The sequence below is a fragment of the candidate division KSB1 bacterium genome, assembly GCA_024655945.1.
In the GTDB taxonomy this organism is placed as follows: domain Bacteria; phylum Zhuqueibacterota; class Zhuqueibacteria; order JANLFK01; family Oleimicrobiaceae; genus Oleimicrobium.
In genome coordinates this window covers 88,308-104,114 of the sequence record JANLFK010000001.1, presented here as the reverse complement: position 1 = coordinate 104,114, position 15,807 = coordinate 88,308, and the positions used below count along the sequence as shown (strand labels likewise).

At 61.7% G+C, this 15,807-nt stretch carries 14 protein-coding genes and 1 tRNA gene; 14 read left to right on the top strand and 1 reads right to left on the bottom strand.

Annotation, left to right across the window (positions count from 1 at the left end; all coding sequences use genetic code 11):
* Window positions 1-62 precede the first annotated feature (62 nt).
* The 7 genes from NUW13_00455 to NUW13_00425 all read left to right on the top strand — a co-directional run bounded on the left by NUW13_00455 (window position 63) and on the right by NUW13_00425 (window position 8,916).
* A complete protein-coding gene (locus tag NUW13_00455) occupies window positions 63-1,478 on the top strand; it encodes a peptidylprolyl isomerase (protein ID MCR4437500.1) in 1,416 nt (471 codons plus the stop codon).
* Window positions 1,479-1,516: 38 nt separating this feature from the next.
* Entirely contained in the window at window positions 1,517-3,175 is a 1,659-nt protein-coding gene (locus NUW13_00450; protein ID MCR4437499.1) for a thiamine pyrophosphate-dependent enzyme, read from the top strand.
* A 28-nt stretch (window positions 3,176-3,203) separates the two neighbouring features.
* Window positions 3,204-4,610 (top strand): FAD-binding protein, encoded by a 1,407-nt coding sequence (locus tag NUW13_00445; protein MCR4437498.1) that lies wholly within the window; start codon window positions 3,204-3,206, stop codon window positions 4,608-4,610.
* Entirely contained in the window at window positions 4,607-5,944 is a 1,338-nt protein-coding gene (locus NUW13_00440; GenBank protein MCR4437497.1) for an FAD-binding oxidoreductase, read from the top strand. The genes NUW13_00445 and NUW13_00440 overlap by 4 nt, the downstream gene beginning before the upstream one ends.
* Before the next feature lie 3 nt (window positions 5,945-5,947).
* The gene (locus tag NUW13_00435; GenBank protein MCR4437496.1) at window positions 5,948-7,225 is read left to right on the top strand and encodes a (Fe-S)-binding protein; all 1,278 of its coding nucleotides are present in this window, start codon (window positions 5,948-5,950) and stop codon (window positions 7,223-7,225) included.
* Window positions 7,226-7,235: 10 nt separating this feature from the next.
* Window positions 7,236-7,985: an alpha/beta fold hydrolase gene (locus NUW13_00430; protein ID MCR4437495.1), complete on the top strand. Its 750-nt coding sequence runs from the start codon at window positions 7,236-7,238 to the stop codon at window positions 7,983-7,985.
* A gap of 73 nt (window positions 7,986-8,058) precedes the next feature.
* Entirely contained in the window at window positions 8,059-8,916 is an 858-nt protein-coding gene (locus NUW13_00425) for a TIGR00730 family Rossman fold protein (GenBank protein MCR4437494.1), read from the top strand.
* A 55-nt stretch (window positions 8,917-8,971) separates the two neighbouring features.
* Here NUW13_00425 and NUW13_00420 read toward each other — a convergent pair whose 3' ends face one another.
* Entirely contained in the window at window positions 8,972-9,604 is a 633-nt protein-coding gene (locus NUW13_00420) for a cyclase family protein (protein ID MCR4437493.1), read from the bottom strand.
* A 221-nt stretch (window positions 9,605-9,825) separates the two neighbouring features.
* Between NUW13_00420 and NUW13_00415 the strand changes: the two genes are divergently transcribed.
* The 7 genes from NUW13_00415 (at window position 9,826) to NUW13_00385 (ending at window position 15,799) form a co-directional block, all read left to right on the top strand.
* The gene (locus NUW13_00415) at window positions 9,826-11,139 is read left to right on the top strand and encodes a hypothetical protein (protein ID MCR4437492.1); all 1,314 of its coding nucleotides are present in this window, start codon (window positions 9,826-9,828) and stop codon (window positions 11,137-11,139) included.
* A gap of 177 nt (window positions 11,140-11,316) precedes the next feature.
* Window positions 11,317-12,027, top strand: a complete 711-nt coding sequence (locus tag NUW13_00410; GenBank protein MCR4437491.1) for a ComF family protein — start codon at window positions 11,317-11,319, stop codon at window positions 12,025-12,027.
* A gap of 405 nt (window positions 12,028-12,432) precedes the next feature.
* Window positions 12,433-13,359 carry a class II fructose-1,6-bisphosphate aldolase gene (gene fba / locus NUW13_00405; GenBank protein MCR4437490.1) on the top strand — a complete coding sequence of 309 codons (927 nt, stop codon included), beginning with the start codon at window positions 12,433-12,435 and terminating at the stop codon, window positions 13,357-13,359.
* A gap of 32 nt (window positions 13,360-13,391) precedes the next feature.
* On the top strand, window positions 13,392-14,405 hold the full coding sequence (gap, locus tag NUW13_00400; GenBank protein MCR4437489.1) for a type I glyceraldehyde-3-phosphate dehydrogenase: 1,014 nt from the start codon (window positions 13,392-13,394) through the stop codon (window positions 14,403-14,405).
* 80 nt (window positions 14,406-14,485) lie between these two features.
* On the top strand, window positions 14,486-15,262 hold the full coding sequence (gene tpiA, locus NUW13_00395) for a triose-phosphate isomerase (GenBank protein MCR4437488.1): 777 nt from the start codon (window positions 14,486-14,488) through the stop codon (window positions 15,260-15,262).
* A gap of 30 nt (window positions 15,263-15,292) precedes the next feature.
* Window positions 15,293-15,664, top strand: coding sequence for a preprotein translocase subunit SecG (gene secG / locus NUW13_00390; protein MCR4437487.1), 372 nt, complete (start codon window positions 15,293-15,295; stop codon window positions 15,662-15,664).
* Window positions 15,665-15,715: 51 nt separating this feature from the next.
* Window positions 15,716-15,799 (top strand) — tRNA-Leu (locus NUW13_00385).
* Window positions 15,800-15,807 lie beyond the last annotated feature (8 nt).

Here is a 15,807-nt window from a genome sequence, read left to right as displayed (position 1 = left end):
CTGGAGATGGCCTTTTTTGGTCTTTGTGCACAAACACGGAGCGACGGAGGAGGTGCTTGTCGGTGAGGCGAATTGCGGTTGCTGTGGCACTTGTCGTGTCTCTTCTCTTGCTGGCATGCGAATCGCGCGGGCCTGAGGTGGTGGCAAGGGTCGGTCGGCACTCGCTGGACGTGCGCAGCGTAGCAGACCGCTACAGGTGGACGCGCGACTTCCAAGTGGGGAAACCGATCACGCCAGAAGCCCTCAAGGAGTTCGTGGACAACACCATGCTGTGGGAACTCCTCTTTCGGGCTGAGGGCTACCGCATGGGATTGCAGCGCGACAGTGCTGTGGTGCGCCGCATCGAGTCAGAAAAGCGTGATTTTTTGACCATGCCCAACGGACCGCTGTACCGTGCGGTGGCGCCCAAGAAGATAGAGATCACAGAACCGGAACTCCACAGGCTGTACGCGCAGCTCAACGAGGAAGTGCTCATCGGGCAAATAGTGCTCAAGTCGGAGCGCATGGCGGACTCCCTGTACGAGGCGCTTCGAAGGGGCGCAGACTTTGCCGCCATTGCCAGGCGGTTTTCAGCCGATATTCCCAGCGCATTGAATGGCGGGGAAATGACCCGCTACTACACGCGCGGCTATTTGGCCCCGCCGCTGGAGGAGGTAGCCTTTTCGCTGGGCATCGACGAGATCTCTCGCCCGGTGAAGACGGCCATCGGCTACCACATCGTGAAACTGATTGACAAACGGGGTTTCAAGCCTCGCCCGTATGCTCAGGTACGCCGTGAGCTGGAGATGCAACTGCGGGTGGCCAAGACGAGCCAGTTCATGGACGGATGGGTAGAAGACCTGTTCAAGCGGTGGCGCGTGACAGTGAACGACACCCTTGGACGCTACTTCGTCAACATGTACGTTCCCGGCGAGGGGCCGGTGCCGAGCCATCTGGATCCGGCGCGCGCTCCTGGCATTAGCTTGCAGACAGAAGCAATCACATGGGCGACCGGGCGGTGGCGAGTCATCGACTTGCTCCGGCACTACAACGAGCTTGACCTCAGCGAAAGGGTGCCCCTCAACTGCACGGAGGACCTTGTGGCTTTTGCCAAGCGAGCGCTCTTCGCGGAACTGCTGTACGAAGAAGCAAAGGGACTGGGGCTCGCTTCAAGCCGGGAGTTTGAGGAGAAGACGCGCGAGATCACCGATCGCATTGTCATGCAGGAGTGTCGCCGCAGGCTTGTCACCAGCAAGGTGCAGGTAAGCGAAGAGGAAGTCCTGAAGGAGTACCAGGAGCAGAAAGAGGGAAAGTACAAAGGGTTGACCTACGCCCAGGCGCGAGCCCGTGCTTACAACTGGCTGGTGGGAACTCGGACCTGGGCCCTGCAGGCGGAGGTGCTCCAACAGCTCCGCAGCCGCCACAAGGTCAAGTGGAATCAGCGGACGCTTGCTGAGGCGGTCAGCCAACTGGAGAGGCGTCGCCAGAGCCAGAAGTGATGTGACTCTCTGCTGCTCCGGGGGGAACAGACGCAGCCATGCAAACCACGGGTCGTGTTACCGCCGTACGGAGGGAGGTTTCGGGTGAGGAGGCCCTCGCCTTAGGGGCATTCCGTGCAGGGGTGGAATTGGTGGGTGGGTTCCCTGGGCGCCCGGGTGCGCGCACGCTTCACCTGCTGGGTGCAGCCGGGCAGACGCGTGGCGTGCGCGCCAAGTGGAATATCAGTCCCGTGGCAGCACTCGAGGAGGCGGTGGGCAGCTCTCTTTTGGGTTGCCGCTCGCTGGTCTGTCTGCCCGGGGGCGGCCTGGCGGCCGCGGTTGACCCTTTTGTTGTCGCGGCGGCGACTGGGATCCGAGCCGGGCTCGTTGTCCTTGCTGGCGACGATCCGGGCACGGTGGAGGCAAATGCCGAAATCGACGCGCGGACCGTCGCTGCCCTTGCCCACGTGCCGGTGCTGGAGCCTGCCACACCCGCGCAAGGCGCAGAGATGATGGAGGAGGCCTTTCGCCTCTCTGAGGAGTACCAAGTTCCAGTGATGGTGCGCATCGTGCTGGCCTACGCGCAGATGCGAGGCGAGGTCGTGGTGGACAGGCTTGTCCGGCATCCTCCGCCAGCGGCACGTTTTGCGCGCGAACAAGGGCGGTGGGTTGCCACTCCAGCTGCCGCTGCGGAGCGCAGCGCACGTCTACGCTGGAAGTGGGAGCGCATTGCCGAGAGTTTCGCGCATTCGCTCTTCAATGAAGTACACGGCAGTGCACGGCGAGCGGTGGTCGCGGTTGGGCACGTGGCCGCCGAGGTGGAAGACATCGTGGGCGATTTGGCACGCGGCCACTTCACGCTCTGCAAGTTGGGGACCCCGGCGCCGCTGCCCAGCGGGTGGCTTCTGGGCATCCTCCAGTCGTGCGAGGAGGTGGCAGTGCTGGAGGAGAGCGCGCCGTTGGTGGAGCGGGCCTTGCTGGAGCTGGTGCACATGCGCCGGTTGAATGTCGAGGTGAAGGGGCGCCTCACCGGCCTTGTGCCGCCGCGCAGCGAGCTTTTCCGCTGGCAGCTGGAGGAGATTCTTTCACAGTTCGAGCCGCGATTTGCTCCAGCGCGCCCCTTCTTTCCCTATGAGGAGGCAAGCCAGCGCCCGCCGGAAAAGGGCTTTTGTGCCGGTTGTCCGCATGTGAACGCCTTCCGCGTTCTCAAACAGGTGCTGCGCGCCGTCTATGGCGATGCACCGCCGATCATTGTGGGCGATCCAGGGTGCACGATGCGGGCGGCACTTGCACCGCTGACGCTCATCGATGTCTCCTACAACCTTGGCTCAGCGGTGAGCATCGCCAAAGGATTGGCTGCGCAAGTGAGCACTCTGCCTGTCATCGCCGTGCTGGGGGATACCGCCTTCTTCGCCTGGGGCATCAACGGCCTTGTTGAAGCGGCACGGGAGCGCGCGCAAATGATTGTGGTCATCTTCGACAATCAGACTTCGGCCACCACTGGTTTTCAGCCCAATCCAGGAAGCACCTACGTGGTCCAGGGCGAGCGCTTCAAACGAGTGGCGCTGGAAGAGCTGGTGAGCGCGTGTGGCGTCGATCTCTTGCGGGTGGTTGACCCCGAAAACGAAACCCGCACGCGCCAGGTCTTCTCGGAGGCCCTCACCGTGGATGGCTTGCGCGTCATCGTGCTCCGTTCCCCGTGCCCCCTCATCCCTTGAACCTCGTTTTCAGCCGCCGGAGACTGCCATGCTACCGATGCACATCCTCAAGCAGTTGCGTAAGATAGTGGGCAAGAAAAACGTTTTGACGCATCCCGTGGACCTTCTCCTGTACGAGTACGACGGCAGCATGGACGCTATGCGCCCGGAGGCTGTGGTTTTTGGCCACTCCACGGCGGAGGTGTGCGGCGTGCTGGCACTGGCGCACCAGGAGCGCATTCCCTGTGTGCCCCGGGGGTCAGGCACGAATCTGAGCGGTGGCTCGGTGCCTGCCAAGGGCGGCATTGTCCTGGAACTGACGCGCATGAATAAAATTCTGGAGATCGATGTGGCCAATCAACGAGCCGTGGTCGAGCCCGGGGTGTACAACTTGGACCTGCAGAACGCATTGGCGCCGCTGGGCTATTTCTATGCGCCTGACCCGGCCAGCCAGAAGGTCTCTACGATCGGTGGCAACGTGGCGGAAAACGCCGGAGGGCCGCACTGCTTGAAGTACGGCGTGACTACCAATCACGTGCTTGGCTTAGAGGTTGTTCTTGCTGACGGTCGCGTGTGTCAATTAGGGGGGAAGGCTCTGGATGTACCCGGCTACGACCTGGTGGGCGCCCTGGCAGGCTCAGAAGGCACCCTGTGCGTGGTGACCAAGGTTATTGTGCGCATCATGCCCATGCCGCAGGATGTCAAGACGCTCCTGGCCATATTCGATTCGCTTGAGGCTGCTGCCGACGCCGTGTCGGACATCATCGGCCGCAGGATCGTGCCCGCGACGCTGGAGATGATGGACAAGCTGACCATCCAGGCGGTGGAGGCATCGCTGGCGGTGGGTTATCCGACCGACGCGGAGGCGGTGCTGGTCATCGAGGTGGATGGACCCGGTGCGGGACTGGCCGCCCAAGCGCGCGAAATCGAGGCCATCTGCGTGCAACACGGCGCCCGCGAGGTGCGCACTGCGCGCAACGAACAGGAGCGTCAAGCCCTGTGGAGCGGACGACGTGGTGCCTTCGGCGCAATGACCCGCGTGCGACCGTCGATCATGGTTGCCGATGGCACGGTGCCACGGGCCAAGTTGCCGCTGGTGCTCCGCGAGGTGGGACGCATTGCCCGCAAATACCGCCTGCAACATGCCAATCTCCTGCATGCTGGCGACGGCAACCTCCACCCCAACCTGATGTTCGATGCTCGGGACCCTGACGAGCGGCAGCGGGTCATCAAGGCCAGCCACGAAATACTGGAAGTCTGCGTTGCCGTGGGCGGCACCATCAGCGGCGAGCACGGCATAGGCCTGGAGAAGATCGCCGCCATGCCATTGGTCTTTTCTGACGATGACATGCGGGCGATGTTCGGCCTCAAGCGAGTCTTCGACCCCGATTTCGTGCTGAACCCTGGGAAGGTCTTCCCCGAGCGCTTCTACCTCGCTGAAGGAGCAGCAGCATGAGCCGCGCACGCACAGCCCGATGGTCGGGAGCGATTCTCACCGACAAGGCAGAAGTCCGCTTTGACAGCGGCACTCTGCAGCGCTTCGCGGTTGACGGGGTGCTCCCTTCGGCAGTGGTGCGGCCGCAAAGCGAGGAGGAGCTCAGTCAGTGGCTCCGCGAAGCCCACCGGCAGCAAGCAAAGGTCCTGGTCTGGGGTGCAGGGGAACTGATGCACATAGGCGGCAGGCCTGAGCCCTTCGACCTGGCCATCTGCACGACGCGCCTGAGAAGGGTGCTGGACTTTGACCCCGAGAACCTCACGGTTTCGGTGGAAGCGGGCATGGCATTGCAACAGTTGCAGGCTCTTGTGCGAGCAAGGAGTCTCTGGCTGCCGCTGGATCCCCCGGTTTCGCAAAGGGCAACGGTGGGCGGAATTGTTGCCGCCAATGCTTTTGGGCCCAGGCGTCAGCAATACGGAGGGGTCCGTGACCTCCTGTTGGGGTGCAGGGTCGTCCTGGCCGACGGCACGGTGGTCAAGACGGGGGGCAAGACGGTGAAGAACGTGGCCGGCTACGACCTCAGCAAGCTCTTTGTGGGATCGCTGGGTTCCATAGGTCTGCTGAGCGGCCTCACGCTGCGCCTGTCGCCCCTGCCCGAAAGTGCGCGGACGGTGCTCGCAGCGTTCCCCGAGCGCGAAGACTGTTGCAAGGCCGCTGGGGCGATGGTTCGGTCGCCGCTCTCTCCGGCGGCGGTGGAGGTCATCTCGCCCGGGGTACTCAGTGGCGTTACCGTAGGTGAGCTGCAAGGCCACGCCAATGCCCACCTGCTTGCCCTCCTCTTCGAAGGGAAGCGGCAGGTGGTAGCTGCCGCGACCCGTGCCGCAGAGGCCGAACTGCGCTCCACTGCAGCCGAGGTACGGGTGCTGGCCGCAGGGCCAGGGGGTCATTTCTGGAGAGCTATCGGCGAGCTGCTGCAAGGCGCTGCGGGTCGACTCCAGGTTCGCGTGAACGTGCCGATGAGTGAGGTGGAGGCAGTCTTGGCGCGCATCGAACAGGTGGCGCGGAATCGCGACTGCAGGGCAGAGCTGGTGAGCCACTACGGGCTTGGCGTCATTACGGCAAACATAGACGCTGACCAGGGCACCGAGCTTGAGGTTGCTCGTGAACTGGCGATGCTGCGCACGGGCATCGCCGCCCAGGGAGGCTCCGTAGTTTTCACGCGTGCCAAGAAGGACACCAAGGACCAGCTGGACGTCTGGGGCGCACGCCCGGAGACGTTCGACTTGATGCAACGCCTGAAGCAGGAGTTCGATTCGCGAGGCGTGTTTGCCGGTGGCCGATTTGTGGGAGGCTAGTAAATGTCCCTTGACCCCTTGCTCAAAGTCTATGACGAGGCCTCGCGGTGCAATCGCTGCGGGTACTGTCAGCCGACCTGCCCGACCTACAGCCTGACTTACCTTGAACGCGACGTCGCCCGCGGCCGCAACAACCTGGTGCGGGCCGTGTGCGAAAACAGGCATCCCATGGATCGCGCGGTCAAGTCGGCCATATTCGGTTGCTTGATGTGCGATGCGTGCGTGACCAACTGCCACCCCGAAGTGCGCACCGATCAAATCATCGCGGCTGCCCGCGCTGCTTACTATGCGCAGTTCGGGCGGCCGGCCATCCAGCAGGTCATCTTCGAGCGCCTCTTGCCCGACCCGGGTGTCTTGGGGCGACTGCTCGGGCTGGCCAGGCTTGGGAAGAACACAAGACTCTCCAGTCTGGTGCGGGTGTTGCGCATCCTCGGCTGGTACGGGAGGAGCCTGGCCACGGCCGAAGCGCTGCTGCCGCGCATTCCGCGCCACTTCTTGCGTGAAATGCCGGAAACGCAGGCAGAGCTCGCCCCCGGAGGAGACGGCCTCCGGGTGGCCTACTTCGTGGGGTGCGCCATCAACTTCGCCATGCCACAGGTGGGGCTTGCCACCTTGAAACTGCTGCGGAGCGCAGGCTGTGCAGTCACTATGTTGGACAATGTTTGCTGTGGCCTGCCGCCCTATGCGTACGGCGACCTGGAAAGCGCACGAGCGCTTGCCCGCCGTAACCTGGATGCGATCGCCGAAATCGAAGCGGACGTCGTGCTCACCGAATGCGCAAGCTGCACCTCGTTCTTGAGGGAATATCCCCACCTGTTCGCTGAGGACCCCGACGCGCGGGCGCGCGCTGAGGGCGTGGCGCGCCGCGTGAAAGACGCAACGCAGTTTCTGGCGACGATGGAGCTCCCTTTTCAGGGCACCGGGAGGCTCCGCGTAACGTACCACGCCCCCTGTCACCTGAGTCACTACCTCAAAGAACGGAGCGCACCGCGCCAGGTGCTTACCTCGCTGCCAGGAGTTGAGTTCGTGGAACTGCCAGAGGCCGATTGGTGTTGCGGAGGTGCTGGATCGTACAACCTCACCCATCCGGACACGTCCGAGCAGATTCTGGACAGGAAGATGGCGAATGTGCGAAAGACCGGCGCTCAAGTGCTCGCCACCGCTTGTCCGTCGTGTTTGATGCAGCTTGCCTATGGCGTGCGGCGCCACAAGCTGAACGTGTACGTCAAACATGTGGTGGAGCTGGTGGCCGAGAGAATCTCGCTGCCTGAACAGGCCTGAGGGGACGCAGATGCGCGAGTATCCTGTCGCATTCCAGAGCGAGGGACATCAATTGGTCGGCATTCTCCACATGCCGGCGAAGCACGTCGGGCGGGGGGTAGTCATGTGCCACGGGTTCACCGGCAACAAGGTAGAGAGCCGACGCTTGTTCGTGGAAGCGGCGCGCGCTTTTGCTGAGGCGGGCACGGCGGTGCTACGCTTCGATTTCTATGGGTCCGGCGATAGCGAAGGCGACTTTGCCGATACGACGCTCACGCACAATGCCGCAAACCTCGTGGACGCCATGCAGTACATGAGACAACAGGACTGCACCCGCTTGGCCGTGTTGGGCGTGAGCTTAGGCGGGGCTGCTGCGATCCTGACCCTCAGCGGTCGTCCCGCCGAGGCTTTCGTCGGCTGGTCCGTGGTGCCAGACCTGCGCAAACTTTTCCAGCAGCGTGCTCCGGAGCGCGTGCGCTCCGACGAAACACTGCAAGGCTATGAGTTCGACGGCTGGTACCTGAAACGCCAGTTCTGGGAAGATGCTTTGAAGTACGACCTCGGCCTCGCCTTTCGCAAGCTGACCATGCCCAAGCTCTTGGTGCAAGGGGACAAAGATGACCCGCTGTTTGTGGAGGGTTTCAGGTCGATGCAGGTCAAGGCAACACCGCCGGCCGATTTCTACATGATCCCTGGGGCCGGACATATGTTCGAAACGGTGCGCTACCGCCGCAGGTTAATCACGACTACGGTGCGGTGGCTGCGGCGCAATCTGCGGTGAAGGGAAGGAGGGAGGAGGTCACGTGGAGACGATTTCCAGACAAGCTGCTCTTGCGGCAGAAAATGACCACGCTTTGCACACAAAGCGCAACAGGCACCCGCAGAAGGCATACCGCAATGTCCGCTTCCTCAACAGCTCGGACGCGCGAGTGTTGCGGATGCTGGCGGAGTACCTGGAGCCATTCCAACGGCTGCGCAAGAAGGGGGTGAAGGACACCATTGTCTTCTTCGGCTCGGCAAGGGCATTGCCTAAGGAGGAGGCAGAGCGACAATTAGCAGCAGCACGGGCAGCCCTCGCCATGGGCAGAGAGGACGAACGCAAGCTTGCCGAGGCGGTGAAAGCAGCCGAGCGCCAACTGCGCCTTGCGCAATACTACGAGGATGCGCGTGAGCTGGCACGCCGCCTGACTGAGTGGTCCATGAGCCTCAATGAGAATCAACGTTTCGTGATATGCTCTGGTGGAGGTCCGGGGATCATGGAGGCGGCCAACCGGGGGGCCGCCGAAGCAGGGGGCCCGACCATCGGCATGAACATCAGCCTGCCCCACGAACAGGAACCGAATCCGTGGATTTCTGCTGGCCTGGGTTTTGAGTTCCACTACTTCTTCATGCGCAAATTCTGGTTCGTGTACCTCGCCAAGGCGTTGGCAGTCTTCCCCGGCGGGTTTGGTACTTTAGACGAGTGGTTTGAGGTACTGACCCTGCTGCAGACCGGCAAAATGCGCAAGGAGGTGCCGGTTCTCGCCTACGGGAAGGAGTATTGGGAAGAAGTCATCGACTTCGGCAAGCTCATCGAGTGGGGGACGATCGCGGTAGAGGACTTGAAGCTCTTTAGCTTCGCCTCCACCGTGGACGAGGCCTTTGACTTTCTGACCACTGAGTTGACGGGCCGCTTCCTGCGCGGGAGAGGGCGCAAGTACTGGTACCTGTGATGTGCAGCGGGGCGGCAGGGCGGCCGCCATTGGATCCCGTGGAGCTCGGTGCCTTTCACTCCTCGAGAAGAAAGACCCTGGCTGGTGCGGCTTCGCCGGCGGCAAGGGGGAGCGGTGCACAGACCAGCTGGTAGTCGCCGGGGCGCACCTGCGAGAGGTCCAGGCTTTCGACAATGGGTGTGCCGCCCCGCAAGAGACGGCGATGTGCCGGCAGCCTGGGGTCTCCGTATTGGTCCACCGAAAGGTAGTCGAACCCCACGAGGAGAAGGCGCTGCTCGGCAAGATAGTCGGCTGCTTCGGCGTCGATGTACATGTAGTCCCTGACAAAACAGTGCTTATGGCTTGCCCAAAGCAGCGAGTTTGCCGTCCGTATGAACAGCCGCGTGCATCCGTTCAGGTCGGGGGCGCGTAACTCGGCTGCGGTGACGCAGATCTGCGCCGTGAGCGCAACCACGCGTACCTGCCCCAGCCAGGTCTCCATTGGCAACTGGTCGATTGTGGCTGCCTGCGGAAACAGATGGGCGGGGGCATCCATGTGTGTCCCGGTGTGGGTGCCCAGCGACAACTGATGCACGACCGGCGTCTCGCCCTGGGAGGCATCGGGCAGAAGCTGGCGCCTGAACGGCGGATCGCCGGGGTAGGTGACCATCCCTTCGTGCAAAGACACTGAGCAATCGTATACCCGCATTTCCATCTCCCGTTGGTAAACGGTTCTTTCACCCCGGAGCCTTCGGCGTACGTCTGGGAGAAACTACGAAGAGGCGGTGGCAAAGTCAAGCGCTTTCTTGGGGTCCGTAAGCGCCGTGGAGATCCAGACCGACAAAAAAGAGCTTGACTTTGTCCCTGTTCTTGGGTAGATTGTAAGCGAGTTTTGGCGCAGTTGCCGTCGAACCAATGGAGGGAATGGCCATGTGCAGAGGTCGGCTCGTCTTGTTCCTGGCGGTTGCTTTGGTGGGCCTGGGCGTCGCCTCGGGTTCGGCTCAATTGTATGACGGCGGCGTTGGCTACCAGGGCCAAGGGGGCATCTTTATCGGGGGACTGGGGTTCGCCAGCATTGATGGTGATAACTACCTCGCCTTCAATGTGCGTCCGGAGTTGAGCTTCGGCAAGATTGGCGTGGGGTTGAATCTCAATCTCCTCTACAGCTTGGAGAATGGCAAGATCCGCTCCAAGGACTGGGACACCGGCTATGACTACTTCCGCATCATCCGTTACTTGCGCTACGGGCGGAAGTACGATCCCGTCTACGCCCGAGTGGGAGGTCTGGACGGCACGCGCCTCGGCCACGGCTTCATCGTGAACTACTACTGCAACGACGTCAACTACGACGAGCGCAAGATCGGATTGGTCTTTGACCTTGACCTTGGTCTGGGCGGTTTTGAGTCTTTCACGAGCAACTTAGGGCGGGCGGAAATCTTGGGCGGCCGCGCATACGTCCGCCCCTTGCGCACGGTGACCAACCTGCCGATCATCAAGAACTTTGCTGTCGGTGCCTCCTACGTCACCGACGTCGACCCTGATGGCTACCGAGGCACCGACGACGGCGTGGCGGAGTTCGGTTTGGATGCTGAGCTGCCTCTGGTGCAGACATCGATCTTCCGTAGCACCCTGTACGCCGACTATGCCAAAATCATCGACCACGGTTCGGGCTACGCCGCGGGCATCGGCGCCGACCTGGGCAACCTCCTCGGGCTCATCGACGTGCACGCCAAGTTTGAACGGCGCTGGCTGGGCGAGAACTTCTTGCCTACCTACTTTGGGCCGTTCTACGAGGTTGAGCGCCACATGATGAGCGGGTACACCAACAATCCGCAGATTGTGACCAAGGTGGACTCTCTCCGATTCATCACTGCGGAGACGAAGGGCTATTTTGGCGAGCTCTACGGCGAAATCCTGAAGACGGTGCGCCTGGTCGGCATATTCCAACGGCTGGATGGCGAGAAGCAGAGCGGCATCCTTCACGCTGGCGCCGAGGTGCCCAACGTGCCCATGATTGCTGCGCGCGCCTCCTACGACAAGATCGGCGTGGAGACGCTGCGCGACGTGTTCACGCTGGACAAGCACTCGATGGCCAAGGTAGGGGTGGGCTACAAGATCAAACCCTACCTGATTCTCTTCTGCGACTACATCTGGACCTTGGAGTGGGACAGCAAGAACAAGGTCTACAAGCCTCAGGAGAGAGTGCAGCCCAGCATCTCCTTTGTCTGGAACTTTATGAAGTAGGTTCTGCCAATCGTCTTCGTGGCGCTGTCGAGATGGCCGGCGCCTGGTCCGGGCGGTGCGAGGCAATTGAAGTATTACCTCGCATCGTGTGTCTTGGGTTGGGGATTGACCTCTGACGCCCAGGTGCAAGAGCACGGGTCGCATGAGCAGTAACCTCGCGACAACGGGGGAGGCTCCATGGGGCAGGCGGTCACATGGCAAGAGAAATTGATGGTGGCTTTTGCGCCACTCCTTGATTTTGTCCTGCCGCCTTATTGTGTGCTCTGCCAAGCCCACCTCGAAATCCATGAGTTCGTGCTTTGCACGAATTGCTGGCTCGGCCTTCCCACGTGTCCGCAGCCGGTGATTGCCTTTGGCGGGCAGAGAGGCAAGGGGAGCCAGCACCCCTACTTGTCAACTTCGTTTTCCGTGTGGCGATACTCGCCCGAGGTTCAGGAGGTCATCCACCTCTTCAAGTACCGCGGGTATCAGTGCCTGGCCCACCCGCTGGGCCTTGCGCTGGGGGGCGCACTGCAGGCGGTGGGTGCCCTTGCGACCTCTGATTTGCTGGTGCCGGTTCCTTTGCACCCAGCTCGGAAGCGTGAACGTGGCTACAATCAGAGCGAGCTCTTGGCTCGCACCGCGAGCAAGATCTGTGGCATCCGGGTGGAAACGGAACTGCTGCGCCGCACGCGGTACACTACGCCCCAGGCCAAGCTGGGTGCTGCCGAGCGCACAAGAAACGTCGCAGGTGCGTTCGCGGTGAGCGCTCCCGCGCACGTACAGGGAAGGGGGATCATCCTCGTCGATGATGTGTTCACGACCGGCGCCACGGCCAATGAGTGCGCCCGCGTGCTGTTGCAGGCGGGGGCGCGGGAGGTCAGCCTAGCCACCATGGCAAGGGCATAGCACCCTGCAGGTGCTGGGCGGCGCGGAAGAGCAAGCGAGGCGAAAGCGGCCTGCACAACCTTTCGAGGAAATGCCCGCACTGTGGCTCTCTTCGCCTGCGCCAGCTATCCTTGCGCTGACCGCCATGCCACGAGGCGAGCCTGCCGGCGCCAAGGGGCACAGCAGCACCGGGTCAGTGCAAGGCGGATGTGGCAACCAACGCCCACCTGTCCCGCACCCGGCGCAGCGCACCTCCCAGAGGAAAATAACACATTGCCTTCCCCGCAAGGAATAACTTCTTGACATTTTGGGGATTTTTTCATATAATTAGTGCCTGCAAAACCGTGCAGGCGAAAGCAATGGCAGAGCAGCACGCGCGACGTGCTGCTTTTTTGAAACTGACCGAAATAAAGAACAGGGACGACGATGCCACTGGTCACTACGAAAGAGATGTTTGCCAAGGCCTACGAGGGCGGCTATGCCATCGGGGCATTCAATGTGAACAACATGGAGATAATCCAGGGAATCGTTGAGGCCGCGGAAGAGGAGCGCGCTCCCTTGATTCTCCAGATCTCCAAGGGCGCACGCAAGTATGCCCGGCATGAATATCTGATGAAGCTCATCGAAGCCGCCCTGCAGATTTCCAACTTGCCGATTGCGGTCCACCTGGACCATGGCGACAGTTTCGAGCTTTGCAAGGCCTGCATTGACGGCGGGTTCACCTCGGTGATGATCGATGGCTCCCACCTTCCCTTCGAAGAGAATGTGGCCATCACGAAGAAGGTCGTCGAATACGCGCGCCCTCGCGGCATCCCCGTGGAGGCCGAATTGGGCCGGTTGAAGGGCGTGGAAGAACATGTCTCCGTGGAGGAGCGCGATGCAATCTTCACCGACCCAGACAAGGCCCGCGAGTTCGTAGAACGCACCGGCTGCGACTCCCTGGCAGTGGCCATTGGCACCAGCCACGGCGCCTACAAGTTTGCGGGCGAGCCGTTTTTGGACTTTGACCGCTTGCGGGCCATCGAGGAGCGTCTGCCCGGCTTCCCCTTGGTCTTGCACGGCGCTTCCAGCGTGCTCCGGCCGTTTGTCGAGATGTGCAACAAGTACGGCGGCACACTTCCCGGCGCAAAGGGCGTCCCGGAGGAGATGATTGCTCGGGCGGTCAGAGGCGGCGTGTGCAAGGTGAACATCGATACGGACTTGCGGCTGGCAATGACGGCCACTATTCGCAAGGAGTTTGCCGAGAATCCGAGCAACTTTGACCCGCGGCTCTACTTGGGCCCGGCGCGCGAGGCGATCAAGGAAATGGTCCGGCACAAGCTCCACGTGCTCGGTTGTGTTGGGAAGGCATAGGATTCCGAGAATCAGGAAGAGCGGAGGTTGACATGGCAGCCAAGGTTGCGATCAATGGGTTTGGGCGGATTGGAAGACTCGTGTTCCGCATTCTGGAACAGGACAAGGCGTTCGAAGTGGTGCACATCAACGACATCACGGACGCGCCGACTCTTGCACACCTGCTCAAGTATGACTCCGTGCATGGTCGCTTCAAGGGCACGGTGAAAGCTGAGGGTAACGCCATTGTGGTCAACGGCAAGGCGTACGAGGTGAGCGCCGAGACTGACCCGGCCAAACTCCCCTGGAAGGCTAAGCAGGTAGACATCGTAGTTGAAGCCACTGGCGTGTTCCGCAAGCGGGAGCAGGTGGCAAAGCACCTGACCGCTGGCGCCAAGAAGGTGGTGCTCACCGTGCCTGCTAAGGACGAGATCGATGCCACCATCGTCGTGGGGGTGAATGATCACATGCTGAAGCCGGAGCATACGATCGTGTCCAATGCCTCCTGCACCACGAATTGCCTGGCGCCCATCGTGAAAGTGTTGAATGACGAGTTCGGCGTGGTCAAGGGTTTCATGACTACTGTGCACGCCTATACCAACGACCAGCGCATCCTCGATCTACCGCACAAGGACCTGCGTCGGGCACGCGCCGCCGCTGCTTCAATCATCCCGACTACCACTGGCGCGGCGAGGACTGTGGGCAAGGTGATTCCTGAGCTCAAGGGCAAGCTCGACGGGTTGGCCTTGCGCGTTCCGGTGGCCGATGGGTCTATTGTAGATTTCGTTGCCGAGTTGAAGGTGGCCGTGACGGCCGAAGAGGTCAACGCCGCCATGAAGAAGGCTGCCGAAGGCCCGATGAAGGGGATCGTCGAGTACACTGAAGATCCCATCGTCTCCTGCGACATCATCGGCTCCAGTGCCTCGGCGATCTTCGATGCCGAGTCGACCAACGTCATGGCCGAAGACGCCTCCGGCAAGGGCAAGTTCGTGAAGGTCCTGGCATGGTACGACAACGAATGGGGTTACTCCTGCCGGGTGGTGGACTTGATGAAGAAGATGCTGTGAAGGAACTTTTCGCACGCTGGGGCTGTTTGCATAGTCGGAACTGGTCGGTGTTCACCAATCGGGAAGGGTCCCAGGAGAGGATGCGCCGCAAGATCATAGCAGGCAACTGGAAGATGTACAAGACCGTGAGCGAGGCCAAGGAGTTGGCCAAAGCGCTCAAGGTCCGTTTGGTGAACGAGGTGAAGAAGCTCGACGTGGTGGTCATCCCGCCGTTCACCGACCTCTTGGCCGTTGCCGAAATCTTGCGCGAGAGCGGCATCTCCTGGGGGGCGCAGAATCTGCACTGGGAAGCAAAGGGTGCCTTTACCGGCGAGGTTTCCGGTGAGATGATCAAGTCGACGGGCGCTTCCTATGTGATCATCGGCCATTCCGAACGGCGACAATACTTCGGGGAAACCGATGAGACGGTCAACCGGCGGCTGAAGGCGGCGCTGCAGGCGGGTTTGACGCCAATTGTCTGCATAGGCGAGACGCTCGGGCAGCGGCAGGCCAGCCAGACCCTGCAGGTCTTGGAGAGTCAGCTTCGCGGTGCGCTGCAGGGCTTCAGTGCTGAGCAGCTGCGCGGCGTGGTGATTGCCTACGAGCCGGTCTGGGCCATTGGCACCGGGGTGAATGCGACCCCCGAACAAGCGCAAGAGGCGCACCAGTTCGTGCGGCAGCTTATTGCGCAGCTGGCAGGCGATGGCTGTGCGGAGGCAATGCGCATCCAGTACGGCGGCAGCGTAAAGCCTGACAACGCGCGCGCTCTGCTTTCGCTCCCGGATGTCGATGGAGCCTTGGTGGGGGGCGCAAGCCTGGAGGCGGACTCTTTCGCGGCGATTGTCAAGGCGGCAGCCGAGCTCCAGGAACTGAGGTAGCCTCAGGCGCCACAGTCCACAGGAGGGAATGTGCTCTACACTTTTCTCTTGTTCATCCATGTGTTGGTCTGTGTTTTCATGACGATTGCGATCCTGCTGCAGTCCAGCAAGGGCGGCGGATTGGCTGGCGCCTTCGGAGGCGGCGGCACGGTCGGTGCCATGTTTGGTGGCCGCGGTGCAGCCCCGCTTCTCAGCAAAATCACCATCGGCTTAGGTGCTGCATTCATGGTCTTGTCAATGACTCTTGGCCTGATGACGCGCGGCGTCATGCCTCGCGAGAAGAGCGTGGTCGAAGAAGAACGCGCCAGGCGAGAGTCGACGCCTGCCTCAGTGCTGCCGGTGGTGCCCTCGGAGCAAACAGGCGGAGAGGCAGTCCCAGAAAGCCCGCAGCCGCAGCCATAGCGCATGGCCGGGGGATAAAGCTCCCTCCACCTACCGCGGAAGGAGCACGATGCCGAAGTGGTGGAATTTGGTAGACACGCTGTCTTGAGGGGGCAGTACCCACCGGGTGTGCGGGTTCGAATCCCGCCTTCGGCACAGATTCT